Genomic DNA, 26,984 nt, shown 5'->3' on the forward strand with positions numbered 1-26,984 from the left:
CCAGCGATCATCGAGACCGAGGAGGCGCTACCCACGAACCAAGCAGCCTGATGTCTCACCGGGATTGACAGGCTCCGACCCGGCGGTCTGCCACCCGACGCGCGAGGGGTCACCGGACGGTCGCTCCGATGCCCGGGCTGTTGACTTCTTCGTCTCCTACGTGGACGCAGACCGGGCCTGGGCCGAGTGGATCGCCTGGCACCTCGAGGACGTCGGCTACCAGACCCGGATTCGGGCATGGGATCTCGTCCCCGGCAGCGCGTACGTGCATGAGCTACATCGGGCCACCCAGCAGGCGGCCCGAACGGTGGCCGTGCTGTCGTCGGCCTACCTGCAGTCGGCTGCCGCGCAGGCACAGTGGCAGGCAACCTGGTTGCGTGACCCAGACGGACAGCGTCGGCGCCTGATCCTCGCCCGGGTCGAGGACTGCGACCGACCAGGCCTGCTGGCCCAGCTGATCGGCATCGACCTGTTCGGGCTGGACGCCGACGTCGCCCGCGACCGACTGCGCCAGGCGGCCAGAGCCCAGCGGATCAAGCCGGGCCAGCCACCGGGCTTCCCCGACCATCGCCGCCCGCCTTGCCCCGCCCTCCCACTTTCGTAGCCATCCAGTCCCACCGCTCCCGCCCGCCGGTTTCAACCCCTGGCCTGCTTGATGAGGCCGGGTAGGGGCAGCGCCTCGGGCACTCCTGGGGAGCCCAGATCCTGGCGGCGTGCCTGGCCGTCGTCCTCGTCTCCTGGTTCGCGATCGCAGCCCTCGCCGCCACCCCGCTCCTATCCGGCCGGTCGGCCGCCGAAGACACCACTGCCGAAGGCACAGTCGTCGGTCCGATTGGTTGACGGCATCCTTACCGACCTCGGCGTGGTGTGGTGTCATACGCCGGCCAGGGGAGATGTTGAGGACGGATCGCCGAGCTGCTTGGCCACCGATCACACATCACGCTGCTTCCGCTGGCGGGTCTCAACCTCTGGCTTGGGCGCTGAGATCGGCGATGGGGAGCGTCCGGGGAAGCCCAGGGGATTCTGTGTCCTGAAGATGCGCCTGGTCGCCGTCCTCGAGGTAGAGGCCGGCATCGACACCGACAATGGAGTACTGGTTGGTGGTGTCCTCGCCCGGGCGGGTGAACGGCTGGAGGAAGAGCAGATAGGTCGACCCGGAGTTCAGGATGTGCGTGCCGGCCCTACCCCGGTCGCCGGTCTGGCGTATCCGGACGGTGCCCGGCGCCGTCCCCTTGAGGGTTTCCGCCACCGTGACATCGGTGATTATGAACGGCAACTGGTCGACGGTGACCACGGTGGACGTCGGGGTCGCCCGCACCTGGGCGATGGGGGCGGCGTCCGACCTCAGGTCGGCTATGTCTGTTGTCGAGGCGGCCTGTATCGCGACAGCAGCCGAGAATCACCGCCTGATGCCGCGCCCACGAGACCTGTGCGCGTCGCGGGCGGTCCGGCGGTGACCGCGCTGGCCTGGACCGCGGACAGCCGGCGACTCATCTTCCCGATAAAGACCGGCGTCAGTCGCGTCATCGACCTCCAGACACCTCCGCCCTCACAATCAATCCCGGCGCGGGACGCAGCCGACCAGCTGCTCTGGTCTCCCAGGTGGAAACTGACCTTGTCAGTTGGAACACCGATGAGCGACGGTGGCCCATCCTGGCCTGCGCGCTGGCCGCCCGCTCCCTCACCACCGACGAGACCATGCAGTATCCCAGCACCGCCCCCGCGCGTCTGCCTACCCGCTTCCCAGCGATGCCCCGTGCCCCAGCGCTGTTCTCCGAGCGCTGGGGCACGGTGTTCTCTCCTGGACGGGCGAACCGCGCAGGACGTCGAGCCGAGCCTCAGCCTGGTGGACGTCAGCCATAACTGGGGTCCCCAGCGGTCGGAACCGGCGGCGAGGTCGCCGAACCGGGTCGCGGCGGTCGTCACCCCAGCCGACCGGAGATGACGGCGGGCGCTCCTCGGAGGGCTCCAGAGGCGGTTCCGCGGAACTGTCGTTCGTCGCTCCGGGCGACGGGCTATCGGACTGCGTCCGCCGTCGGGTCGCGGCACCAGGAGACCCAGGTCCTGCCGCGCTGGCGGGAACCGGAGAAATCTGGTCGTGATCAATTGGGTGGGCGCGTGTCGATTTTGGCGGACTGTGGGTACGGTGTAACTACGCTCATATCGAAGCAGGTCGGTCTGTTGTCTGCTCCTCCGTCGAGGAGTTCGACCGCCTCTTGGCCGACGAGATCGCGCACCCCCAGGCGAGTTGGACCCGTGGCCTGCGGGTTCCTGTAAACGTGGATGGGCTGCTCGGCTAACGTGATCGTGTGCCCACGTACGAGCCATCTGTGGCGATCTGATCTGTTCGGACGCCGTGTCGACCTGGTCTCCGTCCGCGGGCTCCATCCGTTGCTCCGTGCGTCCGTCCTCGCGGACGCACGGCCGGTCCCTGCGGCGTGACGTCTCCTCCGAGCCTGGGTCGATCCATCTTCCGAGGCTCGGGCTGGGAAGATGCGTGGCGTGACAGACACGGGGGCGGCTGCCGGAGCTGGCGGCTGGGACTTTTACATTTCCTACAGTCATGCTGATCGGGACTGGGCGAGCTGGGTGGCCTGGCAGTTGCGGCAGGCGGGCCATCGGGTGACACTGCCGGACTGGGACTTCGTGCCAGGCACGAACTGGATGGTCATGGCGGACCAGGCCATCCAGGAATCGGAGCGGACGATCGCGTTGCTGTCCGACGCCTACCTGGCTTCGGAGCACGGGAAGCTGGAATGGCTGGCCGCGGTGACGGCCAGCCCGCCGGGCCACACAAGTCGGTTGCTGCCGATCCGGGTCGAGGACTGTGCCCAGCCGGGGATTCTCCAGCAGATAGTGTCGTTCGATCTGTTCGGTCGGTCCGAGGAGGAGGCCCGTCGCTACCTGCTGGGCCGGATCCGGCAGGCGCTCGCCGGCAGCGCCACGCCGAGGAAGCCGCCGCGGTTCCCCGGCGCGCAGGAGTCCACCCCGACCACGGAACCAGCCTTCCCCGCACTCGCCGAATCACCGGTCACGCCCCATCCCCTCGGGGAGCCGCTGAAGAGCCACAAGGATGCCGTGCGTCCCGTGCTCGCCGTGCGCACGGTCGCGTTCTCGCCAGACGGTCGCCTCCTCGCCAGTGCCGGTGAGGACCGCAGAGTGCGGTTGTGGGATCTCACCAACCCCGCGCAGCCGCACAAGATCGGCTATTCCTTTTTCGGTGGCACCGGCACAGTGCGTGCCGCCGCGTTCTCCCCGGACGGCGAGGTTCTCGTCGCTGGAGGAAGCGACCGCATCGTACGGTGCTGGAACGTCGCAGACCCGGGCAGTCCGACGCTGCTACACGAAACCAAGAGCGGTCATTCGGGCCAGGTGCGAACGCTGGCGTTCTCGACCGACGGAAGATTTCTCGCGACTGGCAGCCGCGACAGCTCGGTGCGTCTCTGGCGGGTGACCGGGCCCGGGAACCTGCAGCCCCTCGGCCTCGCGCGACACACCGAATCGGTGAACTCGGTGGTGTTCTCGCCGGACGGTCGGCTCCTGGCGAGCGCGAGCGACGACGAGAAGGTGCGACTGTGGTCGATCGCCGACCCGGCCCATCTCCGGTCGGCCGGGCGACCGCTGACATCGAACAGAGTGATGTGGTCGGCTGTGTTCTCCCCGAACGGCGCGACGTTGGCAACCAGCGGAAGTGACCTGACCATACGGTTGTGGAACGTCGCGAATCCGGGGGAGCCGCAGCAGATCGGCCGTCCCCTCACCGGTCACACGGCGCGAGTGCGGTCCGTGGCGTTCTCACCCGACGGCCGGCTGCTCGTGAGCTGCAGTGAGGACAACAGCGTTCGACTGTGGCATGTCGCGGATCCAGCCAGCCCGTTTCCTGTCGGTGGCCCGCTGACCGGTCACTCCGGCGATGTGGTCGCGGTGGCTTTCTCACCGGACGGCCGGTGCGTGGCGTCCGCGAGCTTCGACGCGACCGTCCGGCTGTGGGCGGTGGGCTGAGCGGGCGGTCAGCCGGTGTCAGTGGCGGTGGAAGACGGGGGTGCGTCTGGCGACGAAGGCGGCGGGGCCTTCCCGGGCGTCCTGGGAGTGGTTGACGGCGGTGGCGTAGGGGCGGTCGTGGGCGTAGGCGTCCTGCTCGGACAGGGTGAGGGTCTCGCGCAGGGTGCGCAGCACGGCCTCCACCGCCAGCGGGCCGTTCGCGGCGATGGCGGCGGCCAGTTCGCGGGCCTTCGCGAGGCTCTGGCCGGCGGGGACGAGCTGGCTGAACAGGCCGGCCTCACGGGCCTCGACGGCGGTGATGGTCCGTCCGGTCAGCAGCAGGTCGGCGGCCAGGGCGACGGGCATCTGGCGGGGAAGTCGCACGGCGCCGCCGCCTTCGGGGTAGAGACCCCAGCTGACCTCGGGCAGGCCGAACCGGGCGTTCTCGGCGGCGACCCGAATGTCGGTGCCGAGCAGCAGTTCGGCGCCGCCGGCCACGGCGCTGCCCTCCACCGCGGCGATCAGCGGCTGGCGTGGGCGGCGGTCGCGCAGCAGCGCGTCGTAGACGCGGGAGTCCTCTGCGGACGCGGCGATCCCGCCTTCGCTCTGCCGGTCGGACAGAGCCCGCAGGTCCATCCCGGAGCAGAAACTGCCGCCGGCGCCGGTGACGATGATGACCCGGATGTCCGGATCCTGGTCGGCGCGGTCCCAGGTGTCGGCGAGTAGGCGGAACGACGTGTAGGTCAGCGCGTTGCGCCGGTGCGGCCGGTTCAGTGTCACCGTGAGGACCGCGCCGTCCTGTTCCACCAGCACCTCGGACATCGCCATCTCCGTCCCGTCAGCCGTCAGCCCGTCAGCCCGTCAGCCCGTCGGCCCGTCGGCCCGGCCACGGTCGGTGGTCGGTGGCCCGAGGCTGTCACCTCTGGCACTTCATCCCACCGGCGGTCCGGCCGTCCAGCGAACGGCAGTACCTGGGACGAGGCGGTCTACGACGCCACCGGTACCGCCACCGCCACCGGCGCGGGGTCGGCCGGGCGGGCCGTCATGGCCTGGGTGCGCAGCGGACGCAGCAGCAGCGCGTAGGCCGGCCAGGCCAGGGCCGCGACGGCGAGGAACAGCCACTGGACGGACAGCCTGCCGCCGATCAGCGCGACCAGCCCACCGGCCAGCGGCAGTGTGCTCTGGTTGAGCAGCACGATCAGGCTGATGACGCGGCCCCGTTCGGCCGGGGCGATCCAGTGCAGCCGTTCGACCCGGATGAAGACGTTGAACAGGCCGGTCATGCCCAGGCACAGGCCATAGCCGAGCACGTACAGCGCAAACAGCGGCGCGACCCCGATCAGCGCCGCGCCGACCGCGCTGAGCAGGAACGACAGCACGCCGATCCGGTAGATGGACAGGTGCCGACGCAGCCGTGACAGCAGCAGCAGGGTGCCGACGGAGAAGACCCCCACGGTGATCTGCAATGTCGCGAAGACGGTGTCGTGCTGATGGAAACGGCCGATGGTCAGGGCTGCCCCGGTCGCCATGGCAAAACCCACCATGAGGTTCGCGACCATGGTCAGTCCGACCAGCGACAGCAGGATCGGCGCCGCGGCCAGGCTGCGCACACCCACCCGCAGATCCCCCAGCACGCTGCGACGCACCACGCCGGCCGTCCGGGTGGCACCGGGGCTGTCCGCGGCAGCTGGGACATCCGCGGCAGCTGGGACGTCCGTGGCGGCTGGGCCATCCGTGCTGGCTGGGCCATCCGTGCTGGCTGGGCCGTCCGCGCTGGCTGGGACGTCCGGGGTCAGTGGGCTCAGGCCGCGCAGGGCGGGGACGCCGCACGCTCCGACCGCGAACGCCACCCCGCTCGCCCACAGCAACTGGGTGGGGGAGACCCAGAGCAGCATCAGGCCGCCCGCGGCCGGTCCGAACACCCCCGAGCCGCTGTTGATGATCTGCAGGACGCCCTGTGCCTTCGGCAGATCCTCCTGGGGGACGAGCTGCGGGATGGTGGATTCCAACGCGATGAACGTCTGGGCGTAGCAGAACGCGCACAGCGCCATGAGGGTCGCGGTCAGGCCGAAGGTGTGCCCCGGCCATCGTCCGAGCGCCAGGACGGTGAGCAGGCAGGCCACCGCCCGGACGCTGTCGCTGGCGGCGTAGACGCGGCGTCCGCCGAACCGGTCGGACAGCACCCCGGCCAGCGGCAGCGAGCTCAGCCGGGGCAGCCATTCGACCAGGAACGCGAAGCCGGCCAGCGACACGCTGCCCGTCGCGGTGTAGATGATCAGCGGCACCGCGAACTGCAGCACCTGATCGCCCAGCGTTGACAGCACGCGGGCGGCCAGGAACACCCGCAGCTGCCAGCTACCCATGCCTCCTCCCGAGGACGATCACGACATCAGCCAGGATGATCACCAATGTGCCGTCCCCCTCGCGGTCAGTGCGCATCGATGTCGATCCGTTCCTCGACGGCGGTGCTGAGCCGGTCCAGGCGGTCCCGCAGGGTCGGGGCGTCGGGGGCGACCAGGACGATCTGCCCGACGAAACCGGCGTTGTCCGCGACCTCGGCGCGCACACGCTGGCCCGGCGCGGTGGTGAGGGTCGCGTCGTGCAGGGGGATGCCAAGGTCGGCCGCGACGTCGGCGACGGTCGGGGTCGACATGACGATGCCGTCGCGGGGGGCGCGCAGCATGCGGATACCGCTGGCCGCGTGCGCCCGCGGGCGGGCGGGCTGGATCTCGCCGGTGGTCGACCAGCGCAGCCATTCCCGCCACGGGTCGAAACCGGGAAAGGCGAGCCGGGCGAGGTCCCAGATGTGCATGCCGCCGGGGCGCAGATTGGTCTCGACCGTGGCGACCCCCCGCTCCAGCAGAAAGAGTTCGGTGTGGAAGGCGCCGTTGGTCGGGGACACCAGATCGCGCACGTGCGCGCCGGCCCGGTCGAGCAGCGCGGTCTGCACCTCGTCCAGCGGCGCCGGCACGATCTGCTGGTATTCGGCCCGGAAACGGCCCGTCGTGGTGTGCTTCTCGGTCAGCCAGCGGTGGCCACCGGCGAAATCCCAGCTGTATTCGCGGGCGCCGGTCACCAGCGTCTCCACCATCACCCCATGTTCGTGGTACGGCGCCAGGGCCGTCCACACCCGCGGGCAGGCGGCGACGGAGGGGACGATCTGGCAGCCGCGGCTGTTGCCTTCGCTGGTCGGTTTGACGAACGCGGTGCCGCCGAAGCGGTGGACGGCCGACTCGAACGCGCCGAGTGAATGGACGACCTGGCTGCGCAGCGGCGTGTAGCCGTCCGGATGCGCGGTCGGGGAGACCGCGGCCTCGGCGGCGCGGAACCGGTGCTTGTCGAGGCCGAGCACCGCCCGGGACGGTTCGGCGCCGGGCAGCCCGAACCTGGCCGCCAGCTCCGCACCGAGCACGACGCCACGGTCAGCGAACGGCAGCACGCCGATCGGCCGCAACCCGAGCCGTCCCAGCCGCGCGGCGACCCGCGCCGCGGCGGCGAAGGCACTGGTCGAGCCGGTCGCGCCGGTCGCGCCGGGTGGGTCGGTCGCTTCGGGTGGGTCAGACGGGGTGAGCTGGTCGAGCGGGGCGGCGATCACGACGTCGGCGGCGGTGGCATCCTGCGGTCCCGGCCGCTCGGTGACCAGGACGAGCCGCGCGTGGTGTTCCCGATGGCACAGGTCGCGCAGTTTGGCGACGTCGTAGACGCGGGTGTTGTTGTAACCGGTGAGGACGAAGCAGGCCGTGGTCATACCGACTCCAGAACGGCCGGCTGGGTCTGGGTCCGCTGGGTCGTCCGTGTGCAGATCTCGGTGAGGGTCGCCCGCAGGTCGGCGGCGTTGCCGCGGACGATCCCGGAAAGCGGTGTCGCCGCCGCGGCATAGCTGATCTCGCCGGCCTTCGCCGCCGGACGGGCGTTGTGGACGTGGGACACCAGCCGTCCGGTGAAACGGTGCGGGTCGAAGTCGACGGTGGCGTGGTCGGTGTCATGGTGGGCGGGGAAGACGAACCAGCCGTACAGATCCGTGGACAGCCGCATCGGCGGCTCGTCGATCTCACCGAAAAGCTGCTGCGCCAGGTCCACCTGGTAGAGGTTGATGCCGGTGCGTAGCTCGAAGGTCTCCGCGACACCGGCGCCGCCGACCCGGCTCGCCGTCTCCAGGAACAGAAACCGGCCGTCGCCGGCCCGGATCAGTTCGAAATGGAAACAGCCGTCCCGCTGGCCGAGTACGGGCAGGGTGCGGCGCAGCAGCGCGAGCGCCGCCGGCTCGTCGGGTGTCTGCGCGGAACCCAGCGGGCTGCCGAAGGCGAAGTTCAGACAGTCCCCGACGTAGACGCTGCACGTGGCCGCGCGGACGGTGCCGCCACGCAGATAACCGTCGAGGTGCCAGATCTCGCCGGGCACGAACTCCTCGACGAACACCTCGGCCGCGGCCTCGGCGCCGAGCCGGTCGAGGCGCTCGAGGACCGCCCGGACATCACCGGTCTCGATGCCGGTGCTGGACGCCTCCAACCGTGGCTTGATCAGATAGGTGCCGGCCGTCGCGCCGGACGTGGCCGTCGCGCTGGACGTGGACGCGGGGATGGACGTGGGCGTGGACGTGGGGATGGGCGGGGTGCGGCGGAAGTCCGCGACGCTCCAGAACGCGGGCTGGGGGATGCCGGCTGCCGCGGCGCGGGTACGCATGAGCCACTTGTCCCGTAGCGGGGCGATGTCGGCGGGTCGGTCACCGGGGATGCCGAAGCGGGCGCGCAGGTGCGCGGCGGGCAGCAGGTCGTACTCGGAGCGGGCGATCAGCCGGTCGGCGTTGCCCAGCCAGTCCGCGTGCTGTGCGGACAGGGCGTCCACGTCCGTGGTCGGGGTGGCCAGGACGCGGCTGTGGGCGCCGGCGGGCAGGCCGTCGGTCGTGCCCGTGCACAGGTAGCGCACGTCATGGCGGGTGTGGTCGACGGCCAGGTCATAGCGGATCTTGCTGAACGGGATGCGGTGCAGGATGACGATGTTCATGGCCGATAGCCGATCTCCAGATAGGACTCCGTCTCGACGACGAAGTCGGCCGGCAGGTCGGGGCCGAGCGCGGTGATGTCCCACAGCGCCTGGCCGACGAAGATCTCCCGGTCGACGTCGGGCAGGGTGTCGCCGTCGTGGACGAACACCTTCTCCTCAAGCACCTCGACGCGCGCCGGCCGGCGGGTGATCCGGGCGATCCGCTGACCTGGATCGCCGAAGAAGACCCGGAAGAACGTCCTGCGCACCCCATCGGCCGCCGCCGTGTCGATGCCCGCTGCCGCCGTGTCGATGGCCCGCGGCGACTCGTCGAGCGGAGCGGTGTCAGGCTGGTCGAGCAGCAGGTCGATCCAGCGACCGAGCAGGTCGACACCGCTGTGCACCAGGGTGCTGGGCACGATGTAGGCGCCGCCGATCCGCGGGTTGATCTCGACGATCTCCCAGGTCCCGTCGGGGGTGTGGCGGGCCTCGACGTGGTGGACGCCGGTGTCGACGTCCAATGCCTTCAGGGCGAGCGTGACGTGGTCGATGCCGCGCTGCACCGCCGCGGCGCCCAGCGAGGTCGGCGGGCACACGCAGGCGTTCTCGAGCACCGTCCGACCGGACTCGCGCAGGTCGACCTTCTCGTGCACGGCGTGCACGGTCGCCGAACCCCGCTGGACGCTGACCTCGAAGCTGCACTCCACGCCGTCGATGAACTCCTCGAGGAGAAACGACGGGGCGCCCTCGAAGGCACCGGCGTAGGCGACGTCGCGCGCCGCCCGCTCCCAGAGCTCGGTGAGTTCCGCGGCGCCGCCGAGGCGGTCCGCGCGCACGGCGCCGAGCGAGGCGAACCCGGTGCGGGGCTTGACGAAGTAGCGGGACGGGTCGGCCAGCGTGGCGTAACGCTCGGGGTCGAACGGCCAGGCACCTACCCGCGTCAACCCGTGTTCGCGCAGCCGCTCCCGCATCGCGAGCTTGTCCCGCAGCTGGCGGACGGTGCCCACGGCCAGGTCACCGGCGCCGATCGACCGGTTCGCGTAGGCCATCAGCTCCCGGTAGGCGTCCCAGACGCTGATCGCGCCCAGCAGGTGGACGCCCTCCGCCGCCAACCGGGCGAGCGTCTCGTCGACGTCGGCTTCGCGCAGACCGTGGCCGTCGCCGAGGTGCAGCGCCCCGACGTCCGCCTGCCAGTCCGCCGCCTCGCCGGTGCCGGCGTCCGCGGGACGCGACGACAGGACGTAGGGGGTGATCCCCCGCTGGCGCAGCGCGGCGACCAGCGGCGCGACCATGGTCCTGAGCTGGTGCGAAAGAACGAGAAAGCCAGAGTTCCCAGCCATACCGATAATCCAATCCGGAACAGGGGGTTTCGGTCGGCGTCAGGCCGACTGCGGTTCGACGGCGCCGAAACGCTCGTACATGTCCACGAAGAACTGGCGGAGCAGTTCCTGGATCTCGTCGAAGTACCGTTTGATGTCGACGATGTCCTGCTGGCTCTCGACAAAGAGACCGAGGATGTCCCACATGTCCTGGGTGTGGTCCTCGACGAGGTCGGTGTTCAGGTGTGCGGCCTGGCCGACAATCATGTCCTTGCCGAGCGACTTCGACATGGCCCTGATCTGCTTCGGGGTGATTTTCTGGGTGGTGTACTCGACCAGATAGCTGTAGCAGATCACGCCGAGAACCTTCTCGTGCTCCGCCACGAAGTACAGGTAGCCGGCGAGCAGTCGGGTGTACAGGCTCGGCTCGGTCTCGAAGATGTCCTGCGCGGACAGCCCCACCTTTTCGGCGTCCTTCATGAACAGGACGTCGTGCAGCATCTCCTCGTCCTGATAGGCCGCGTACAGCTTCGCCGCCTCGGCATTGACCTTCGTGATCTTGTGGAGGGCGTAGGACTGGGCGGTGCGCATCAGGCGAATACGCCAGGCGTGCTCGATCAGCGTCTGCCGGTAGTACCGCAGCTGGATCTCGCTGCCCTCGAGATGGCGCGCGAACGGTACGGTCGCGTTCCACTGGGCCATCTTCTCGTCCAGGAAGGCGTCGATCTCCTGCTTGGCCTGCGCGCTGTCGCGGGGCGACAGGAACGGCTTGCGGCGCAGCAGTGCGCTGTGGGTGAGGCGGTTCGTGGTCTCCATGACAGTTCTCCTGATGCTGGTGGATGTGTGGGTGAACGTGCTGGTGGGGGGCTAGTTGACCTCGTCGAGGACGGCGTCGCCGTAGGCCCGGCTCTGGCAGGCCAGGCGCATGGCCGGGCTGTCCTCGCCGAGCAGTTCGAAGAGGCTGTCCTCCCGTGAGGTGCGCGGCGACAGGTTCTCGGCGCCACTCACGATGCGAACGGCGCAGATTCCGCAACTGCCGGACCTACAGCCGAACGTGATGATGTCATCCATGTCGGTCAGGTCGACGTAATCCTCGAAGTCGACCTTCTCGTCGGCGCTGACGAACTTCAGCGTGGGCATGTGGCACCTCCATGCGGGTGTGTCGGACGAAAAACTGACCGGTTCGGAGCGGATTCCACACCTCCTCCCTGGGCGGCGCCGGTGGTTACCGGGTCGCCCACCTTCTCGCTGTTCACCGTGTCGCTCCAGGAAGCAGCCCTGGATATCCCGGACGAGGGAAGGTGGTGCGGCCTCGTCCGGTCGCCTTTGCTGCTTCGGTCGCCGTCGGGCGAGGCTTTCGGAAAAAGCTCGACCATGGGCCGGTACGAGGGTGGCCGCCGCCATCACGGTCATCCTGTCACCTGCTGATGACGGGATGGCAAGAATGACTTTACGTGGGATCACGCGGCCGACCGGCTGACGCGACGGCGTGTTTTCTGTCGAGCAGCCGACATGCGGTTCGGGCACTGTTCTCCGCCTGCCGGCGTTGCCGGGATCTGTCAACTGGTTTCTCGTCCTCGAGGTGGATGGGCCGACCGGGGGTCGAGGGGTCGCTCGACCTTGGTCGATGGTCCGAGCTGGCCCGTGCCGACCAAGGTCGGTGGACCGGGGTTCGTCCGGTCGCCTAGCATCCGGGCGGCAGGACAGTAGGCGTCTGGGCAGGGCGGCAGACGTCAGGTAGGGCAGTGGGCGTCAGAGGGCAGTGGGCGTCAGGTAGGGCAGTGGGCGTCAGCACCGACTGGGAGGCTGCGAAGCATGGCCAGGACCGAGTGGACATGAGAGACGCCGGGCCGTTAACCACTGGTCCGTTGGCCGGCTGGCGGGTGCTCGAGGTCGGCGAGAGCGTGGCGGTGAGCTTCTGCACCCGGCTCCTGGCCGATCTCGGCGCCGAGGTGGTGATGGTCGAGCCGCCGTCCGGCCATGTGCTGCGCGCCGCCGAGCCGCGCACCGCCGCGGGTGTCAGCGCCCGGTTCGTCTACCTCAGCGCCGGTAAGCGTAGCGTCATCCGGCCCGTGGGCGAGGGGATTCTCGAGCTGGCCGCCGCGGCCGATCTGCTCGTCACCGACCTCGCGCCGGCCCGGCTCGACCCGCTGGCCGCGCGGATTCCCGACACCGCGGTGGTGTCGGTGCGTCCTTTCGGGGCAACCGGACCGTCCAGCGGCCACCAGGCCCATCATCTGACGTTGTTCCACGCGTCGGGGGAGGGCTCGACCCTGCCGAGCGGGCTGGGCTGGCAGCGGTTCCCCGACCGCGCGCCGATCCAGCTCGGCAGTGAACTCGGCTACTTCGACGCGGGTTGGAACGCCGCCATCGCCGCCCTCGCGGCCTGCTGGGATGCCTCCCGACGGCCCGCCGCGAGGACGGCGGCCGGCGGGCGTGCGCGGGAGCGGGTCAGCGCCCAACGGGTGGACGTGTCGGTGCAGGAGTCGCTGCTCACGCTCAACCGCACCCGGCTGAACCGCTTCCTCAACGACGGAATCCTGGTCGGACGGGAGCGTTCCCGCTACCCGGTCGGCGGGATGCAACGCTGCCAGGACGGCTGGATCCAGGCCGTCGGCCTGCGCGACGAGCACTGGGATCGGCTGCTGGCCACACCGCAGGGCGCCGAGTTCCGGGCCGCCGGCTTCGACACCGCGCAGGCCCGCGCCGCCGACGTCGCCGGCCTGCAGAAGGCGCTGACCGCCTGGTGCGAGGCGCGGCCCAAACACGAGGCCGCCCGCCTCCTCGCGGCGGTCGGCGCCCCCGCCGGCATCTTCGCCGAGCCGACCGACCTGCTCGAGGATGAGCAGCTCGCCCACCGCGACTTCTTCCGCGACGTCGGCGTCGACGACGGCGACGGCGGTCACCTGCGCATCCCCGGCGCGCCCTACCGGTTCTCGGCGTCGGCGCTGCCTGTGCGTCCGGCCCCCCGGCTCGGCTCGTCCACCGGCTTCGAGCCCCGCGAGTCCCGCCAGCCCCGCCAGCCCCGCGAGTCCCGTGGGTCGCACCTGCCAGCCCAGTCGAACCGGCCCGGGGAAGGGCGGCTGTTGGACGGGGTCCGGGTGCTCGACTTCACCTGGGCGGCGGCCGGTCCCTACGCGACACTGCTGCTGGGCTTTCTCGGAGCCGAGATCATCAAGGTCGAGTCGACGCGGCGGCCGGACCTCGCCCGCTACGGCTTCCTCGCCCGTTACGACACCCTCGAGGCGTCACCGATCTTCAACGAGCTCAACCTGAACAAGCGGTCCCTGCGCCTGGACCTGACCCAGCCGGACGCCCTGGCGCTGGCCCGCCGGCTCGCCGGCGAGGTCGACGTGGTCGTCGACAACTTCCGCCCGGGTGTCATGGCCCGCCTTGGTCTGGGCGCCGACGTCCTGCTGGACCTCAACCCGCGCCTGGTCGTCGCCTCCTCCTCGGCCAACGGCTCGACCGGTCCGCTTGCCACCGGAGCGGGCCTGGCCAGCATCTTCTCCGCGACGGGTGGGCTGTCCGTGCAGAGCGGCTACCCGGACGGCCCGCCCACCGACGTCGGGGACCCGGTCGACTACCGCAGCGGCGCGGCGCTCGCCGTGGGTATCCTCGCGGCCCTGCTCGACCGCGACCGGACCGGCCGCGGCCAGCATCTCGACCTGTCCTCACGCGAAGTGGTGATCGCCAGCGCCCCCGACGCGGTGCTCGCCCACGTCGCGGGCGTCCCCTGGCGGCAGCGCCGCGGCAACGGCCATCACACGATGACCCCGCACGGCGTCCACCCCTGCCATCCCACCGCCGGCGAGGACGGCTGGCTCGCGCTCGCGGTCGGCGACGAGGCCCAGTGGTCGGCGTTGTGCGCGGTGCTCGGCCGCGACGACTGGCCCACCGCCCTGTCCACCCCCGCGGCCCGCCGCGCCGCCGCCGACGAGATCGACGAGGCCATCCGGGCCTGGACGCATCCGCGGACGGCCGCCGAGGCAGCGGCGTCCCTGCAGGCCGCCGGCGTTCCCGCGGAACCGGTCATGACCTTCGCCGATCTTGCCACCGACCCGCATCTGGCCGCCCGCGAGGCGTTCGTCGAGGTCGACCATCCGGTGCTCGGACGCCAGTGGGTGCTGCGGCCACCGTGGCACTTCTCCGCCGGTGGACGTGGCGGTACCGGCGGCGGCGAGGTCCGCCCCGGTCCCGTCCTCGGGGCCGACACCGAGACGATCCTCGCCCGCTACACCGACCGAGAGGTGGCCCAGTGACGGGCACGCGGCCCCAGCAGGTGAAGGTAGGTTTCGTCGTCGGCGGTGAGCTGGCACGAGCCGCCCGGTTCGACGCACTGCCCATCGACTCGTTGTGGACGGGCGGGCACGTCGCCTCCCGTAACCCCTCGACCGAGGCGATGATGACCCTGGCGCGGCTGTCCGCGGTGACCGAACGGGTCCGGCTGGGCACGTCCATCCTGCTGCTGCCGTTGTATCCACCGGCGATCATCGCCAAGCAGGTCGCCGACCTCGACCGGGCCAGCGGCGGCCGGCTGACCCTCGGCGTCGGCATCGGCGGGGAGTACCCGCAGGAGTTCCGCGCCTGCCAGGTCCCCCTGAACGAACGCGGCCGCCGCCTGGACGAGGCGATCCCCCTGCTGCGCAGACTCTGGACGGCGCAGGAGATCACCCACGAGGGCCCGTTCTACTCCATGGCGGACGTCCGGATTCACCCCGCGCCCGCCCAGGCCGGCGGCCCACCCATCGTCATCGCCGGCCGCAAGGAACGGGCGATGCGCCGCGCAGCCCTCGTCGGCGACGGCTGGATGCCCTACCTGTACTCGCCGCGGCGCTATGCGGCCTCGGTCCAGACGATCCGCGCCCTGGCCGCGGAAGCCGGCCGTGACCTGACCGGATTCGAATACCACGCGTTCGTCTTCGTCAACGTCGACAAGGATGGCGATCGGGCTCGCGAGGAGGCCGCCCGCACCATCGGCGGCAACTACGACCAGGACTTCCGCGCGATGATCGACAACGTCGCGGCCGTGGGTACCCCCGAGGAGGTCGCCCGCAAACTGGCGGATTTCGTCGCCGCCGGTGTCCAGCACTTCGTCTTCATGCCGGCACCCGGCACCGGCGATCCCGACGACGTCGTCCACCGCCTGCTCGACGACGTCCTGCCCGCCGTCCACGCCGAGAGCGCTTCGGCAACCGGACCCACGTAGGCCCGCGTCACCGCGATGGCCCGTCACCGCGATCGTCATGATCGGTAGGTGATCTGGCGGATCAGGGTCTCGGACGGCCCGCGGCCCGCGTTCCCGCTGGCGTCGCACGATCTGGGCGACCCCGTAGCCGAACAGCAGCCCGAACATCGGGAACGCCCGTCCGTCGACGAAGGTGGCGATCAGCCAGATGACGGCCGCGTCGAGGCCGGACCCGTCCCGGGGATAGCCGCCGAGCACCGACGAGCCGCGCAGAAAGTAGTGCGAGTTCGCCAGGGCGATGAACAACAGCATGAACCCGCGGGCGAGGTCCGGGCCCAACGCCCGGGCCTCGAGCGCCAGGGGCTGTGCAGGAGTCGATGTCACCGATCCAGTCAAGGACACCCATCGTGGTGGCCACACCCGGCCGCGCACGACGCTCTCCCGTGGAATCAGGTGTGGACGCCGTCGACGAGGACGTCGACCTTCTCGTCGTAGAAGCAGACCAGGCCGGCGATGCGAATACTCTCGAACAGCGGCGTGGGGTAGTACCAGACGACATCCTCGTGGACCTCGCCGTTCACCCGCACGGAATGGTAGCTCGCGGTTCCCTTGTACGGGCAGTGGGTGGCGGAATCCGACGATGTGAGCAGCTCGGTACGCACATCCGTCAGCGGCAGGTAATAGCGGGGCCGCAGACCGGATTCGAACAACACCACCGGACGGACCGAATCGGCGACCGTCACACCGTCGATCTCCACCCGGACATGCCGGGAGCTCGCGAGAACGTCGATGCGGTGATACGGGTTGCGGGCGTGCCCGTAGACGATCTCGTCCTCCTCCAGCCAGGTGTCCAGAGCGTTCCAGTCGAACCGGACGAGCCCACGCAGCGCCGGGATGGGGGAGTCGGGGTGGGTGACGGCGGCATCGGGGGCGGTGTGGTCGCCGATGACGACGTCGTGGCGAACCGCCGCACCCCGGCTCGGCGAGCGGTTCACCGTCCCGTTGGGCACCAGCGTCGCGCGGACGTCCTCGGCGGGCAGGTAGTAGACGGGGTAGTGCGGGCCCTCCCAGACCAGCACCGGGCGGACCGTGTCCACCACGACTTGGCCGCCGAGCAGGGCCCGTACCCGCTTGCCCGCCCGCTCGGCGTGGACCCGCTCACCGCCGACGGCACTGGCCGGTTTCGAGGCCCCGGCGGCCGGCAGGGCCGCCAACGCCGCGGCGGCCGCCTGAGCGTCGGCTGCCTGAGTGTCGGTGGCTGCCCGCGTGTCGGTGGGTGTGGGTGTGGGTGTGGTGCCCGGGGGAGTGCTCGTCATGGCTCTGGTTCCCTCCACCGCGTCCGTGTCCGCGCACCTGCGCGGACGTCCGTCACAGCATTCGATCGTGCGTGGCCTGCCGGCGTCCACCAGAACAACGACCCGCCCGCGGGCCTTCCCGACCCACCGGGCACGGCAGGCCGCGGGCGTCGATGCCCCACCACCTCGCCCGGCCGGGCGGTCACCGTCACGCGGACCTGAACACCGGCTCGGATGTGTCACCGAAAAGTGCGATCCGATGCCGTGACGCCGGAATATCCCGGAACCGGGAAAAAGGCCGACCCGGCGGCGGACAACCAGTAGCATCCCCCTTCGTACGGCTGGTGTCAGCCACGTCGGAGATCCGGATTGTTTGCTTTCCGACGGGGATTTTCCTTCGGGTGCCGATCGGTGGGTTTTCGCTGCCCTGAACTCGGTGGGTCCGTTTGTGTTCCCGTCGGAGCCGATATCCGTGGTCATGGATTCCCGGTCGCATGGCGGCGACCGCCCGTCCCGGCCAGTGCGCCGCCTCGTCGGCGCGAACACGCGCACAGGGGGAGCAGCGATGAACGATCTGACCCGACGGCGGCTGGGGCTGCTGGGCGGCGCGACGGCGGTCGGCACCGGCCTGGCCGTGTCACCAGCCCGCGCCGCCACCGCACCCACCCCGGTAGCGTCCGCGGCCGTGATCGGGCCTGGTGACGCGCGCTATCAGGATCTGGTCCGCGGGATCAACTACCGCTTCATCGGCCAACCGGACCACGTCCGGCTCGCCACCACGGTGGCGCAGGTGCGTGGTGCCGTCGCCGACGCCGTGCGGGAGAACCGAAGAATCGCGGTCCGCAGTGGCGGGCACTGCCTGGAGGGATTCGTCGGCGACCCCGCGGTCAGGGCGGTCATCGATCTCTCGCAGCTCACCGGGGTGTATGCCGACCTGCCACGCGGCGCCGTCGTGGTCGAAGCCGGGGCCACGCTGGGCACAGTCTACGAGGTGCTGTTCAAACGGTGGGGGGTGACCGTGCCCGGCGGTGTCGGCCCGCAGATCGGTGCCGGCGGGCATATCAGCGGCGGTGGCTACGGCGCGCTTTCCCGGCTGCACGGGCTGGTGGTCGACTATCTGAACGCCGTCGAGGTGGTCGTGGTGGACGCCTCGGGGCAGGCCCGCACGGTGGTGGCGACCGCCGCGGCCGACGATCCGAACCATGATCTGTGGTGGGCGCACACCGGCGGCGGAGGCGGTAATTTCGGGGTCGTCACCCGTTACTGGCTACGCGATCCGCACGCGACCGGGAACAGCCCGGCGACCTGGCTCCCCCAGCCGCCGGCGGCGTTGCTGCTGGCCCAGTACCGCTGGCCGTGGGCTCAGCTCGACGAGACGAGCTACACCCGGATCGTCGCCAACTTCACCCGCTGGCACGAGGCGAACAGCGCCCCGGGTGCCCCGGAGCGCGCCCTGTTCGCGGTGCTGTCGCTCAACAGTGTCAACACCGGAGATCTCGGCCTGACCGTGCAGGTCGACGCCACCGCGCCGAACGCCGCCGGGTTGCTGCGCGACTTCGTCGCGGCGCTGGGGGAGGGCACGAGCGTCGCACCGGTCGGCAACCAGCGGACGCTGCCGTGGTGGGACGCCTTCCGGTATTCAAGCTTCGCCGATTTCGGCCCGGGGATAGGCAACCGGGTGAAGCTCAAGTCGTCCTATCTGCGAAAGAGCTACACCCCGGCGCAGCTGGCGACCCTCTACCGGTGGCTTTCCCGGGCCGGGTATCCGGGGCGGGCCGCGACCGTCCTGCTGGCCGGCTACGGTGGCCGCATCAACAGTCTGCGGGCGGACGAACGGGCCATACCCCAACGTGATTCGGTGATCAAGGCGCAGTACTCCGTGCGGTGGATCGACCCGGCCGAGGACGAGCTGCACCTCAGCTGGGTGCGCGGCCTCTACCGGGAGCTGTTCGCCGACACCGGCGGCGTTCCCGTTCCCGGTGATCGCCACGACGGTGCCTACATCAACTATCCCGATGTCGACCTGGCCGATGCCGCCTGGAACACGTCGTCCACCGCCTGGTCGACGCTGTACTACAAGGGCAACTACCCGCGGCTACGCCAGATCAAGAAGCGCTGGGACCCGCAGGACCGCTTCCACCACGCGCTGGCGGTCCGACCCGCCGAGTAGCGGGCGCCTACGGCCGGCCACCACCACGGCCGCCGCCACCACCACGGCCGCCACCGTCACCACCCGCCGGCGCCTGGCCGCCACCACCCGCGGTGGTCGTCGTGTCGACGCCGACGGTGAGCGCGACGGTGTAACCGGCGGTGACGCTGCCGGTGACCGTGCCGAGCTGCCGGGCGCCGCTGTCGTCGCCGAAGACGTTGTCGCCGGCCAGACTGACCCGGGCCAGGTTCGTCACCGACGTGGCGTAACCGGACTGCTGGTAGACGACGTCGCAGGTCGCCTTCGGAAGGGCGATCTGGGACGTCGCGATCGCCCTGGTGGAGTCGGTGATGCTCGCCTGGTCGGGATAGACCTCGAAGTGGATGTGCGGCCAGCGTCCGTCATAACAGGCGGGGAAGATACTGGTGAAGCTGACCGTGCCGTTCGCGTCGGCGATCTGGACACCACGCAGATAGTTCTGGTCGGTGATGCCCTGCGAATACAGGGAGTACTTTCCGTCCCGGTCGCAGTGCCAGGTGTAGACGGCGACGCCGGTAAAGGCCGCGCCGCTGTTCGCGAGATCCCTGATGGTCAGCGAGATGGTCGTGGGAACACCCTGCGCGGTGCCGCTCGCCCCGCCGAAACTGCTGCGGATGTCGCGGCGGACGATGCCGTCCAGCTCCAGCACGTCCGGTCCGTTCGACCCGTCGCCCGGGTAGGGGCCGGCGGTCTCCTCGGGGATCTCCGCCAACGTCGAGCCGCTGCCGCTGCCGCTGCCGCTGCCGCTGCCGCCGCTCGTGGTAGCAGCGGTGCTGGACGAGCTGGTGGCGGACGCGTCCGCGGAGGTGTCGCAGGCGGCGAGACCCGCGGTGGCGGCACCCACGCCGAGGAAGGCCAGTAGCCGGCGCCGGTTCATCGCGGTGCGCAGGTCGAAGGCCAGATCTGGTCGACGAGCTCCTCGTCGGGGCGGGGCAACGGCCGACCCTCGTAGGTCGGGCGCGGGCTGCGGGCGGATGGTCGGTGCGCCATGCGAGGCTCCGTCTCTCGGTGGAGATCCTCAGTAAGCCGCCCCAGCCTGTGCGTCTGCTGTGCGAGGTCTGTGGGAAGCCTGTGCCACCGGACGGGCGCCGCTGCCCGCCCGGACCCGCCGCCGGCCGAGGCCCACGGTCGGCCTGCTCGGTCGCCAACCCATGGATTCGCCAAGGTCGATATTGACGTCGACTTAGAGTGTGACTAGGGTCACCTGCATGTTGATCGAGGGGGTTGAGGAGCGCGGGCGAGGTGTGCGCCGCCCAGTTCCGCGGGCTTAGGCCTTCGGCCACCAGCGACGACCACCCAGGCAGTTCGAGAACGAGGTTAAGTTTATGGGACAGCAAAACCTTCCGCGAGAGACTGCGCTGCGCGGCACCGCGGACAGCCGGCCGTCGAAGCGTCGGCGTGGGCGGTTAGTCGTGTTAGCCGGTGCGACCGCGGGTCTGCTGGCCCTCGTCGCTGCCTGTGGGAGCGGCGGCGACGACAAGGCCGACAGCCCGACGGTGGCGCCCAGCGCCGGCAGCGTGCTGGGGCCCGTCAACGCGGCCGCCGGCGCACCGGTCAAGATCGGCTTCATCTCCGACGGCAAGACCGATATCTCCGACAACTCGATCGAGATCACGGTGGCCAAGGCCACCGTCAAATATCTCAACCAGCACAAGGCCGGTATCGGCGGGCGTCCGATCGAGCTGGTCAGCTGTGAGTCCGCGGCCGACCCGAGCAAGGGCACCGACTGCGCGAACCGCCTGATCGAAGAGAAGGTCGTCGCCACCGTCATCGGTGCCTCCACGGTGATCGGCGCCGCCTGGGAGCCGCTGCACGCGGCGCACATCCCGGTGATGCTCTACAGCGGCGTCACCAAGGCGACCACCCAGGACACCGAGTCGACCTTCGCCATCCAGGACAACACCTTCGGCTTCTACACGCTCCCGATCCAGCGGGCGAAGGACGCCGGCCTGAAGAAGGTCACCTACGTCGTGATCGATGTGCCGGCCGCGGTGGACTCGCTCAAGACGGTCGCTCCCGGGGTCTTCCAGAAGGCCGGAGTCGCCCTGAACGTCGTCGCCGTGCCGCCGGGCACCGCGGACATGACCCCGCAGATGCAGAACATCGTCAGCAAGGACCCCGGCCTCGTCTTCGTGCTGGGCAACGACTCGTTCTGCATCAGTGCGTTCAAGGGTCTGCAGGCGGTCGGCTTCACCGGTCCGATCTCCACCATCGGCGGCTGCATCACCGACGCGACCCGCAAGGCCGTGCCCGGTTCGATCCTCAAGGGCATGACGGTCGCCGCATCCGCACCCATCGGCGCGGACAACGCCTCGACCCGGCTCTACAACGCCGTCGCCGAGACCTACGGCAGCGGCATCGACACCACCCGCAACATCGGTATGACCTCCTTCATCGAGGTCACGGCGCTGGTCACCGGCGCGCAGGGCATCACCGGTGACATCACGGCCGCGAACATCACCTCCACGATCAAGAAGGCACCGCAGCGGCAGCTGGCCGGCGCGCTGGACATCGGCTTCCGCTGCAACGGCAAGGCCGACCCGCTGGCGCCGTCCACCTGCGTCCGCGGCGGCATCATCTCGGTCCTGGACGACAAGGGCCAGCCGCAGGCCTACAAGGTCCTCGGCGCGACCCCGATCGAGGACTGAGCCCGACCCGGTGTGGCCGCGGCGAACTGGGGTGAACAGGGGCTGACGGCACACCGGTCGACCTGCTGAGATGAGTACGGGTGGTCACCGCGGGCGCGGTGGCCACCCGTACTGTCTGTTGCGGCCCGCCTCGTTGTGGTGATCCCTGTTCGTTCTGTCTGTCCTTTCTGTCCTTTCTGGCCTGTCGAAGGAGATTCGATGAGTGTTGTCGTCGTCGCCGTGCTCAAGCCCCTGCCCGAGCGGCGGGCGCAGGTACGGGCCGCGTTCGAGGCGGCCTTCCCACTCGTCCACGAGCAGGACGCGGGCTGCGAGCTGTACGCGCTGCACGAGAGCGACGACGAGTTCGTCATCGTCGAGAAGTGGACGTCCGAGGACCTGCTTGACGAGCACGGGACCAGCCCGGCGATGAAGACCCTCGTCTCGGGGCTGGACGGGGGCCTGGCCGAGGCGCCGGTGATCCGCCGCCTGCGGGCGATCCCGCTGGGCACGGCCAGCCAGGGCCAGCTCTGACCCGTTCGGGACGGCCACCCTCCAGGGAGGCGTCGACCTCGATGTCCTGTCCCGGCGCCTACGGTCCCGGCGTCGGGCGCGGCATCGCAGGGTCGGCCGGGCGGGCTGTGGCAGGCTGCTCGCCATGAACGTCACGGGGAAGTCGGCGCTGGTCACCGGCGGTGCGTCCGGCCTGGGCCTGGCCACCGCCCAGCGGCTGCACCGCCAGGGAGCGCACGTCGTCGTCGTCGACCTGCCGACCAGCAACGGCAAGAGGATCGTGGACGAGCTGGGCTCCGGTGCCAGCTTCGTCCCGGCGGACGTGACCGACGAGGACGCGGTCGGGCGGGCGGTCGACACCGCGCTCGCGCACGGCCCGTTCGCCGTGGCCGTCAACTGCGCCGGCATCGGCCCGGCGGCACGCGTCGTCGGCAGGGACGGGCAGCCCAGCCCCCTGGACGGCTTCCGCAAGGTCATCGAGGTCAACCTGATCGGCACCTTCAACGTGCTGCGCCTGGCCGCCGCCGCGATGATCGCCCACACCCCGGTCGAGTCCGACGGCGAGGAACGCGGCGTGCTCGTCAACACCGCGTCCATCGCCGCCTACGAGGGTCAGATCGGCCAGGCCGCCTACGCCGCGTCGAAGGGCGGTGTGGTCGGCCTGACCCTGCCGGTCGCCCGTGAGCTGGCCCAACATCGGATTCGGGTGGTCACCATCGCCCCGGGCCTGTTCCGCACCCCGTTGCTGGAGTCGCTGCCCGAAACGGCGCTGCGTTCGCTCGGCACCCAGGTCCCGCATCCCAGCCGGCTCGGGGACCCGGCCGAGTACGCGAACCTGGTCGCCCACATCGTCGACAACGCGATGCTCAACGGCGAGGTCATCCGCCTCGACGGTGCTGTCCGGATGGCGCCCCGTTGAGCCGTCCGCCGAATTACCCGCTGAGTCGTCCGTCGTGGCGTCCGTCAAGGGCTGACATTGCCCCGGGATCGTCGGTCTCCCGGGAATCAACGCGGCGCGAAGCGGGCAGGAGGCGCCCATGACCGAGCCTCGCACCGTCCTGATCACCGGCGCCACCGACGGCCTCGGCCGGGCCCTCGCGACCCGACTCGCCACCGAAGGCGCCACCCTCATCCTGCACGGCCGTGACCCTGCCCGACTAGCCGCGCTGGCCGACGAGCTCAACGCACTCGCCGGTCCCGCCAGTCGTCCCGGTCCCGAGGGTAGCCCCGGTCCCGAGGGTCGTCCCGGCACCGCGAGTCGTCCCGGTGATGGCCCGCGGGTGCGGACCGTCCAGGCGGATCTGGCGGATCTGGCCCAGGTCCGCCGACTTGCCGGCGACGTGCGGGCCGCCACCGACCGACTCGACGTGCTCGTGAGCAACGCCGGCATCGGCTCCGGCGAACCCGACGGTCGTACCCGCCGCACCAGCGCCGACGGCCACGAACTGCGCTTCGCCGTCAACTACCTGGCCGGGTTCCTGCTCACCCTGGACCTCCTGCCGCTGCTGCGCGCCACCGCCACCGCCGGCTCGTCCACCGCCGGCTCGACCACCGCCGGCCCGGTCGGGCGTGCGCCGGCCCGGATCGTCAACGTCGCCTCCCTCGGCCAGCATCCCCTCGATTTCGACGACCTCATGCTCGAGCGCGCCTACAACGGCGGACAGGCCTACGCCCAGAGCAAGCTCGCGCAGATCATGTCCGGGTTCGAACTCGCCGACCGGGTCGACCCCGCCGAGATCACCGTCAACAGCCTGCACCCCGCGACGTACATGCCGACCAAGATGGTGCTGCTGGAAGTCGGCCACAGCGTCGACGCCCTCGAGACCGGTGTCGAGGCCACCCACCGGCTGGTCACCAGCCCGGCGCTGGACGGTGTCACCGGCAGGTTCTTCGACCGTCAGCGCGAGACCCGCGCCAACCCGCAGGCCTACGACGGTGCCGTCCGCGCCGCCCTGTGGGAGCGCTCGCTCGCACTGGTCGACCGCGTCGGCGCCGCCGTCTGAGCCGTCCGGCTCGACAGCCGGCAACCCACCCCGCCACCGCGATGCTCCGCAACCGGCCCCACAGCAAGATCCCCCTATACGGGTCGCTGTGGGGGGCAAATCGGACGCGGATACCCCCACGGCGACCCGTGTGCACTCTGCACACCCGTGGGCCCCGGCGGCAGCGTCACAGACCGTGGTCATGGTCGATGGACGGTGCCGCCTCGTACGAACAAGCCAGCAGGGTCGTCGTGGCCCGAAACCGTGCCTGGACGTCGGTGAGATAGTCGACGACCGGCCGTGCCGCGGACCCGTCCGGTCCGTGCGGGCGGTCGTGGGCGCCGTGGCGGACGAGGCCCAGCGTGCCGTCGGCGCCCAGCCGCAGCATCGTCGTCGCGCCCGTGCGTGCCCCGGCCGACGCCGTCCCGGCGGTGATCGCGTCGCTGGTGATCGTGTCGGCGTCGAGAATCGGGATGTCGGGGCCGAACATCGCGGCGGCGCCGGCGCCGGCCGCGGTCACCCGCTCGGCGAGCTCCGCGAGCAGCACCGGATCGGCCCGTGGCGCGTCCGCGAGGCAGACGTCCACCGACAGCGTGCCCGCCACCCCGCCCGCCGTGCGGTCCGCGGCGTGCGCCTCGTCGACCAGCTCCGGGGCGAGGGCGAGCATCGCGCGTGCCGTCCGGTGCAGCATCACATCCGCCAGCAGGTCGGACGCCGGCACGACGATCATCACCCGGCGGCGGGCGGCCGCGTGTACCGCGGCCACGGCCTGGCGGACATCGGCGGCGGTGGCCCGGCACACCGCCGCCGGGCTCACCGCGCCGTCCACCTCGAGGGCGACCCGCCGGGTCACCTCGAACTCCTCGGCGCACACCGCCGGAAACCCGGCGGCGAAAACGACATGTCGGGCGCCGTGCACACCGAAGATCTGCCCCTGTTTCCGGGCGAGCCTTATCCTGAACCCGGCATTCATCAGGGTTTTCCCCTGGGCGCCGTCGCGGGCTGACTCCTCCCAGAGAACCAGGCGTCCGGCCTGGGCGGACGTCCGCACAATGTCCGTGGACAGATCGGTGGGCAACCGAACTCCTCTCGCCGAACGCGGTTCCGCGCGGTCTGCACAGAATCGCGGTTCACGACGAATTGTCGGGCGGTCTCGAGATGTGAGGCAAGGTCCGTCGGATCACTGATGATTTCACGGAAATGCCCGGTGACATGTGCGTGGCACCGCTGCCTGGTCGGCGCGGTCGGGCGGCACGGGCCGACACCCCGCGTCAACCCGGCCCTGTCCGGTGGATGTCCGAAGGATGTCTGGTGCGCCGGCCCGGTCACCTGATCGCCGGATGTGACACCCGGGTCGCGATGTGTCGGATAGGGGATAGCCTGCATCGCGCTGTGTGTGCGATCATGATCTTTCGGAATTCGGGGGGCACACGGGGATGGTTCCGCCATGCGCATCGACAGCTATCTGGCCAGCAACGAACATCTAACCGTACAAATACGATTTCACTGGGTGGTGGTTGCCCGGGTGGTTCTCGAGACGGCCGGCGTGCTCGCCGTCGCCATCGCCGTCTCCCTCTACGATGCCGTCCACCACGCGGGCATCGGTGTGTTGGTCACGCTGCTGTGGTGGGTGGCGCTGGCCGCGGTCCTCCGGCTCATGTGGCGACTGCTCGGCTGGTATCTCACCGTGCTGCTCATCACGAACAGCCGGCTGGTGAAGGCGTCCGGGATCCTGTCCCGGCGGATACAGAGCCTGCCACTGTCGAAGATCACCGACCTGTCGTACAAACTCGATCCCAACGGCCGGCTTCTCGGCTACGGCACGTTCGAGATGGAGACCGAGGGCGATCACGTCAGCGCGTTGGAGAAACTCGAACACGTGCCCCGGCCCGACCGGTTCTACCTGCGCCTGTGCGACGGCATCTTCGGTGGAGCCCCCGAACCGGCCCTGGACGACGACTGACGCTGGTCGGCCGCCCCTGACGCTGGCTGACCACACCTGACGGGGCTGGTGACAGGCCGGCGTGCTCTGGTGCGCTCCGGCTACCCCGGCGCGGGTAGCCTCGGCGCTGTGGCACTGGAGCACAAGCCTGACTTCGCGGATCTGCTGACCCTGGACACCCTTGACCGCGACATCTTCCGCGGTCGATGTCATGAGGGTGCACCGATGCGCGCCTTCGGCGGGCAGGTCGCGGCCCAGGCGCAGATCGCGGCCGGGCGCACCGTCGACCCCGACCGGCGGATGCACTCGCTGCACGGCTACTTTCTGCGCCCCGGCCGCACCGACGCGCCGATCGTCTACCTCGTCGAGCGGCTGCGCGAAGGCCGGTCGTTCACCACCCGTCGGGTCAGCGCCGTCCAGGACGGGGAGGTCATCTTCTCGATGTCGGCATCCTTCCAGCGTCCCCGGGACAGTGACGACAGCCATCGGCTGCGGATGCCTGACGTTCCCGGCCCCGACGAGCAGTCCCAGCGGTGGGGGCCGATGTTGATCGCCCCCGACTTCCCGCCGTTCCAGCTGCTCGATCTCCGGCTGGTGACCAGCTCCGCCGCCCCCGAGGACGGGATGCCCCGGCAGTACATCTGGGTTCGCGTCGATCAGCCGTTGACCGACGACCCGCTGCTGCACGTCTGCGCGCTGACCTATCTTTCGGACGTCACCCTGTCCACCACCGCGCGGCGCCCGCATCTAAGGGCCGGGCCCGGGCGGCTCGACCTGGTGTCGCTCGACCACGCGATGTGGTTCCACCGTCCGTTCCGCGCCGATGACTGGCTGCTGTTCGCCCAGGACAGCCCGACCGTCGGCGGCACCCGCGGGCTGTCCCGGGGCATGTTCTTCACCCGCGACGGCGAGCTCGTGGCCTCCGCCATGCAGGAAGCGGGCCTGTTGCGACACTGACCGATACCGTCG

General features: G+C 70.4%; 22 protein-coding genes. 11 read left to right on the top strand and 11 right to left on the bottom strand.

Annotated elements, in window-relative coordinates; translation table 11 throughout:
- Nucleotides 1–64 precede the first annotated feature (64 nt).
- Nucleotides 65–604, top strand: a complete 540-nt coding sequence (locus tag MXD59_RS12800; protein ID WP_248824877.1) for a toll/interleukin-1 receptor domain-containing protein — start codon at nucleotides 65–67, stop codon at nucleotides 602–604.
- 357 nt (nucleotides 605–961) lie between these two features.
- On the opposite strand, the gene MXD59_RS12805 is transcribed toward MXD59_RS12800, so the two are convergent.
- Complete coding sequence (locus MXD59_RS12805) at nucleotides 962–1,294, bottom strand: hypothetical protein (protein WP_248824878.1); 333 nt, start codon at nucleotides 1,292–1,294, stop codon at nucleotides 962–964.
- Between the two features lie 1,208 nt (nucleotides 1,295–2,502).
- Here MXD59_RS12805 and MXD59_RS12810 point away from each other — a divergent pair.
- Complete coding sequence (locus MXD59_RS12810) at nucleotides 2,503–4,002, top strand: toll/interleukin-1 receptor domain-containing protein (RefSeq protein ID WP_248824879.1); 1,500 nt, start codon at nucleotides 2,503–2,505, stop codon at nucleotides 4,000–4,002.
- 18 nt (nucleotides 4,003–4,020) lie between these two features.
- Here the strand turns inward: MXD59_RS12810 and MXD59_RS12815 are convergent, their stop codons facing one another.
- The 7 genes from MXD59_RS12815 to MXD59_RS12845 form a co-directional block, all read right to left on the bottom strand.
- Nucleotides 4,021–4,809 carry a crotonase/enoyl-CoA hydratase family protein gene (locus MXD59_RS12815; protein ID WP_248824880.1) on the bottom strand — a complete coding sequence of 263 codons (789 nt, stop codon included), beginning with the start codon at nucleotides 4,807–4,809 and terminating at the stop codon, nucleotides 4,021–4,023.
- 158 nt (nucleotides 4,810–4,967) lie between these two features.
- Nucleotides 4,968–6,344: an MFS transporter gene (locus tag MXD59_RS12820; RefSeq protein WP_248824881.1), complete on the bottom strand. Its 1,377-nt coding sequence runs from the start codon at nucleotides 6,342–6,344 to the stop codon at nucleotides 4,968–4,970.
- Nucleotides 6,345–6,409: 65 nt separating this feature from the next.
- Nucleotides 6,410–7,729: an ATP-grasp domain-containing protein gene (locus MXD59_RS12825; RefSeq protein ID WP_248824882.1), complete on the bottom strand. Its 1,320-nt coding sequence runs from the start codon at nucleotides 7,727–7,729 to the stop codon at nucleotides 6,410–6,412.
- Nucleotides 7,726–8,985 (bottom strand): ATP-grasp domain-containing protein, encoded by a 1,260-nt coding sequence (locus MXD59_RS12830; RefSeq protein WP_248824883.1) that lies wholly within the window; start codon nucleotides 8,983–8,985, stop codon nucleotides 7,726–7,728. Before MXD59_RS12830 ends, MXD59_RS12825 begins: the two co-directional genes overlap by 4 nt.
- Nucleotides 8,982–10,304, bottom strand: coding sequence for an ATP-grasp domain-containing protein (locus MXD59_RS12835; RefSeq protein ID WP_248824884.1), 1,323 nt, complete (start codon nucleotides 10,302–10,304; stop codon nucleotides 8,982–8,984). Before MXD59_RS12835 ends, MXD59_RS12830 begins: the two co-directional genes overlap by 4 nt.
- A gap of 39 nt (nucleotides 10,305–10,343) precedes the next feature.
- Nucleotides 10,344–11,099, bottom strand: a complete 756-nt coding sequence (locus tag MXD59_RS12840; protein ID WP_163549999.1) for an iron-containing redox enzyme family protein — start codon at nucleotides 11,097–11,099, stop codon at nucleotides 10,344–10,346.
- A 51-nt stretch (nucleotides 11,100–11,150) separates the two neighbouring features.
- On the bottom strand, nucleotides 11,151–11,423 hold the full coding sequence (locus MXD59_RS12845; RefSeq protein WP_163549998.1) for a 2Fe-2S iron-sulfur cluster-binding protein: 273 nt from the start codon (nucleotides 11,421–11,423) through the stop codon (nucleotides 11,151–11,153).
- A 728-nt stretch (nucleotides 11,424–12,151) separates the two neighbouring features.
- Between MXD59_RS12845 and MXD59_RS12850 the strand changes: the two genes are divergently transcribed.
- Nucleotides 12,152–14,545, top strand: a complete 2,394-nt coding sequence (locus tag MXD59_RS12850) for a CaiB/BaiF CoA-transferase family protein (protein ID WP_248824885.1) — start codon at nucleotides 12,152–12,154, stop codon at nucleotides 14,543–14,545.
- Nucleotides 14,542–15,492, top strand: coding sequence for an LLM class flavin-dependent oxidoreductase (locus MXD59_RS12855; RefSeq protein WP_248824886.1), 951 nt, complete (start codon nucleotides 14,542–14,544; stop codon nucleotides 15,490–15,492). Before MXD59_RS12850 ends, MXD59_RS12855 begins: the two co-directional genes overlap by 4 nt.
- A gap of 428 nt (nucleotides 15,493–15,920) precedes the next feature.
- Here MXD59_RS12855 and MXD59_RS12860 read toward each other — a convergent pair whose 3' ends face one another.
- Nucleotides 15,921–16,787, bottom strand: a complete 867-nt coding sequence (locus MXD59_RS12860; RefSeq protein ID WP_248824887.1) for a DUF427 domain-containing protein — start codon at nucleotides 16,785–16,787, stop codon at nucleotides 15,921–15,923.
- 544 nt (nucleotides 16,788–17,331) lie between these two features.
- Between MXD59_RS12860 and MXD59_RS12865 the strand changes: the two genes are divergently transcribed.
- Nucleotides 17,332–18,936, top strand: coding sequence for an FAD-binding oxidoreductase (locus MXD59_RS12865; RefSeq protein WP_248824888.1), 1,605 nt, complete (start codon nucleotides 17,332–17,334; stop codon nucleotides 18,934–18,936).
- Nucleotides 18,937–18,943: 7 nt separating this feature from the next.
- Here the strand turns inward: MXD59_RS12865 and MXD59_RS12870 are convergent, their stop codons facing one another.
- Nucleotides 18,944–19,831: a dioxygenase family protein gene (locus MXD59_RS12870; RefSeq protein WP_504858352.1), complete on the bottom strand. Its 888-nt coding sequence runs from the start codon at nucleotides 19,829–19,831 to the stop codon at nucleotides 18,944–18,946.
- A 535-nt stretch (nucleotides 19,832–20,366) separates the two neighbouring features.
- Here MXD59_RS12870 and MXD59_RS12875 point away from each other — a divergent pair.
- The 4 genes from MXD59_RS12875 to MXD59_RS12890 all read left to right on the top strand — a co-directional run bounded on the left by MXD59_RS12875 (nucleotide 20,367) and on the right by MXD59_RS12890 (nucleotide 24,094).
- Nucleotides 20,367–21,602, top strand: coding sequence for an ABC transporter substrate-binding protein (locus MXD59_RS12875; protein WP_248824889.1), 1,236 nt, complete (start codon nucleotides 20,367–20,369; stop codon nucleotides 21,600–21,602).
- 198 nt (nucleotides 21,603–21,800) lie between these two features.
- Nucleotides 21,801–22,112: a putative quinol monooxygenase gene (locus MXD59_RS12880; RefSeq protein ID WP_248815718.1), complete on the top strand. Its 312-nt coding sequence runs from the start codon at nucleotides 21,801–21,803 to the stop codon at nucleotides 22,110–22,112.
- A 124-nt stretch (nucleotides 22,113–22,236) separates the two neighbouring features.
- Nucleotides 22,237–23,010 carry a 3-hydroxyacyl-CoA dehydrogenase gene (locus MXD59_RS12885; protein ID WP_248824890.1) on the top strand — a complete coding sequence of 258 codons (774 nt, stop codon included), beginning with the start codon at nucleotides 22,237–22,239 and terminating at the stop codon, nucleotides 23,008–23,010.
- A gap of 118 nt (nucleotides 23,011–23,128) precedes the next feature.
- Nucleotides 23,129–24,094, top strand: a complete 966-nt coding sequence (locus tag MXD59_RS12890) for an SDR family NAD(P)-dependent oxidoreductase (protein ID WP_248824891.1) — start codon at nucleotides 23,129–23,131, stop codon at nucleotides 24,092–24,094.
- A gap of 166 nt (nucleotides 24,095–24,260) precedes the next feature.
- On the opposite strand, the gene MXD59_RS12895 is transcribed toward MXD59_RS12890, so the two are convergent.
- Complete coding sequence (locus MXD59_RS12895; RefSeq protein ID WP_248824892.1) at nucleotides 24,261–25,151, bottom strand: hydroxymethylglutaryl-CoA lyase-like TIM-barrel protein; 891 nt, start codon at nucleotides 25,149–25,151, stop codon at nucleotides 24,261–24,263.
- A 432-nt stretch (nucleotides 25,152–25,583) separates the two neighbouring features.
- Between MXD59_RS12895 and MXD59_RS12900 the strand changes: the two genes are divergently transcribed.
- Together MXD59_RS12900 and MXD59_RS12905 are read left to right on the top strand one after the other, a co-directional pair.
- Nucleotides 25,584–26,036 carry a PH domain-containing protein gene (locus tag MXD59_RS12900; protein WP_248824893.1) on the top strand — a complete coding sequence of 151 codons (453 nt, stop codon included), beginning with the start codon at nucleotides 25,584–25,586 and terminating at the stop codon, nucleotides 26,034–26,036.
- Nucleotides 26,037–26,144: 108 nt separating this feature from the next.
- Nucleotides 26,145–26,972 (top strand): acyl-CoA thioesterase, encoded by an 828-nt coding sequence (locus tag MXD59_RS12905; RefSeq protein WP_372512062.1) that lies wholly within the window; start codon nucleotides 26,145–26,147, stop codon nucleotides 26,970–26,972.
- The last annotated feature ends 12 nt before the right edge of the window (nucleotides 26,973–26,984 follow it).

Source organism: Frankia umida (genome assembly GCF_023242945.1).
GTDB classification, from domain to species: domain Bacteria; phylum Actinomycetota; class Actinomycetes; order Frankiales; family Frankiaceae; genus Frankia; species Frankia umida.

Bases quoted from the DNA above. Each gene is read 5' to 3' on its own strand.
- MXD59_RS12815 (WP_248824880.1), bottom strand. From the start codon at position 4,809: ATGGCGATGTCCGAGGTGCTGGTGGAACAGGACGGCGCGGTCCTCACG.
- MXD59_RS12820 (WP_248824881.1), bottom strand. From the start codon at position 6,344: ATGGGTAGCTGGCAGCTGCGGGTGTTCCTGGCCGCCCGCGTGCTGTCA.
- MXD59_RS12825 (WP_248824882.1), bottom strand. From the start codon at position 7,729: ATGACCACGGCCTGCTTCGTCCTCACCGGTTACAACAACACCCGCGTC.
- MXD59_RS12830 (WP_248824883.1), bottom strand. From the start codon at position 8,985: ATGAACATCGTCATCCTGCACCGCATCCCGTTCAGCAAGATCCGCTAT.
- MXD59_RS12835 (WP_248824884.1), bottom strand. From the start codon at position 10,304: ATGGCTGGGAACTCTGGCTTTCTCGTTCTTTCGCACCAGCTCAGGACC.
- MXD59_RS12840 (WP_163549999.1), bottom strand. From the start codon at position 11,099: ATGGAGACCACGAACCGCCTCACCCACAGCGCACTGCTGCGCCGCAAG.
- MXD59_RS12845 (WP_163549998.1), bottom strand. From the start codon at position 11,423: ATGCCCACGCTGAAGTTCGTCAGCGCCGACGAGAAGGTCGACTTCGAG.
- MXD59_RS12860 (WP_248824887.1), bottom strand. From the start codon at position 16,787: ATGACGAGCACTCCCCCGGGCACCACACCCACACCCACACCCACCGAC.
- MXD59_RS12865 (WP_248824888.1), top strand. From the start codon at position 17,332: ATGAACGATCTGACCCGACGGCGGCTGGGGCTGCTGGGCGGCGCGACG.
- MXD59_RS12870 (WP_504858352.1), bottom strand. From the start codon at position 19,831: ATGAACCGGCGCCGGCTACTGGCCTTCCTCGGCGTGGGTGCCGCCACC.
- MXD59_RS12880 (WP_248815718.1), top strand. From the start codon at position 21,801: ATGAGTGTTGTCGTCGTCGCCGTGCTCAAGCCCCTGCCCGAGCGGCGG.
- MXD59_RS12885 (WP_248824890.1), top strand. From the start codon at position 22,237: ATGAACGTCACGGGGAAGTCGGCGCTGGTCACCGGCGGTGCGTCCGGC.
- MXD59_RS12890 (WP_248824891.1), top strand. From the start codon at position 23,129: ATGACCGAGCCTCGCACCGTCCTGATCACCGGCGCCACCGACGGCCTC.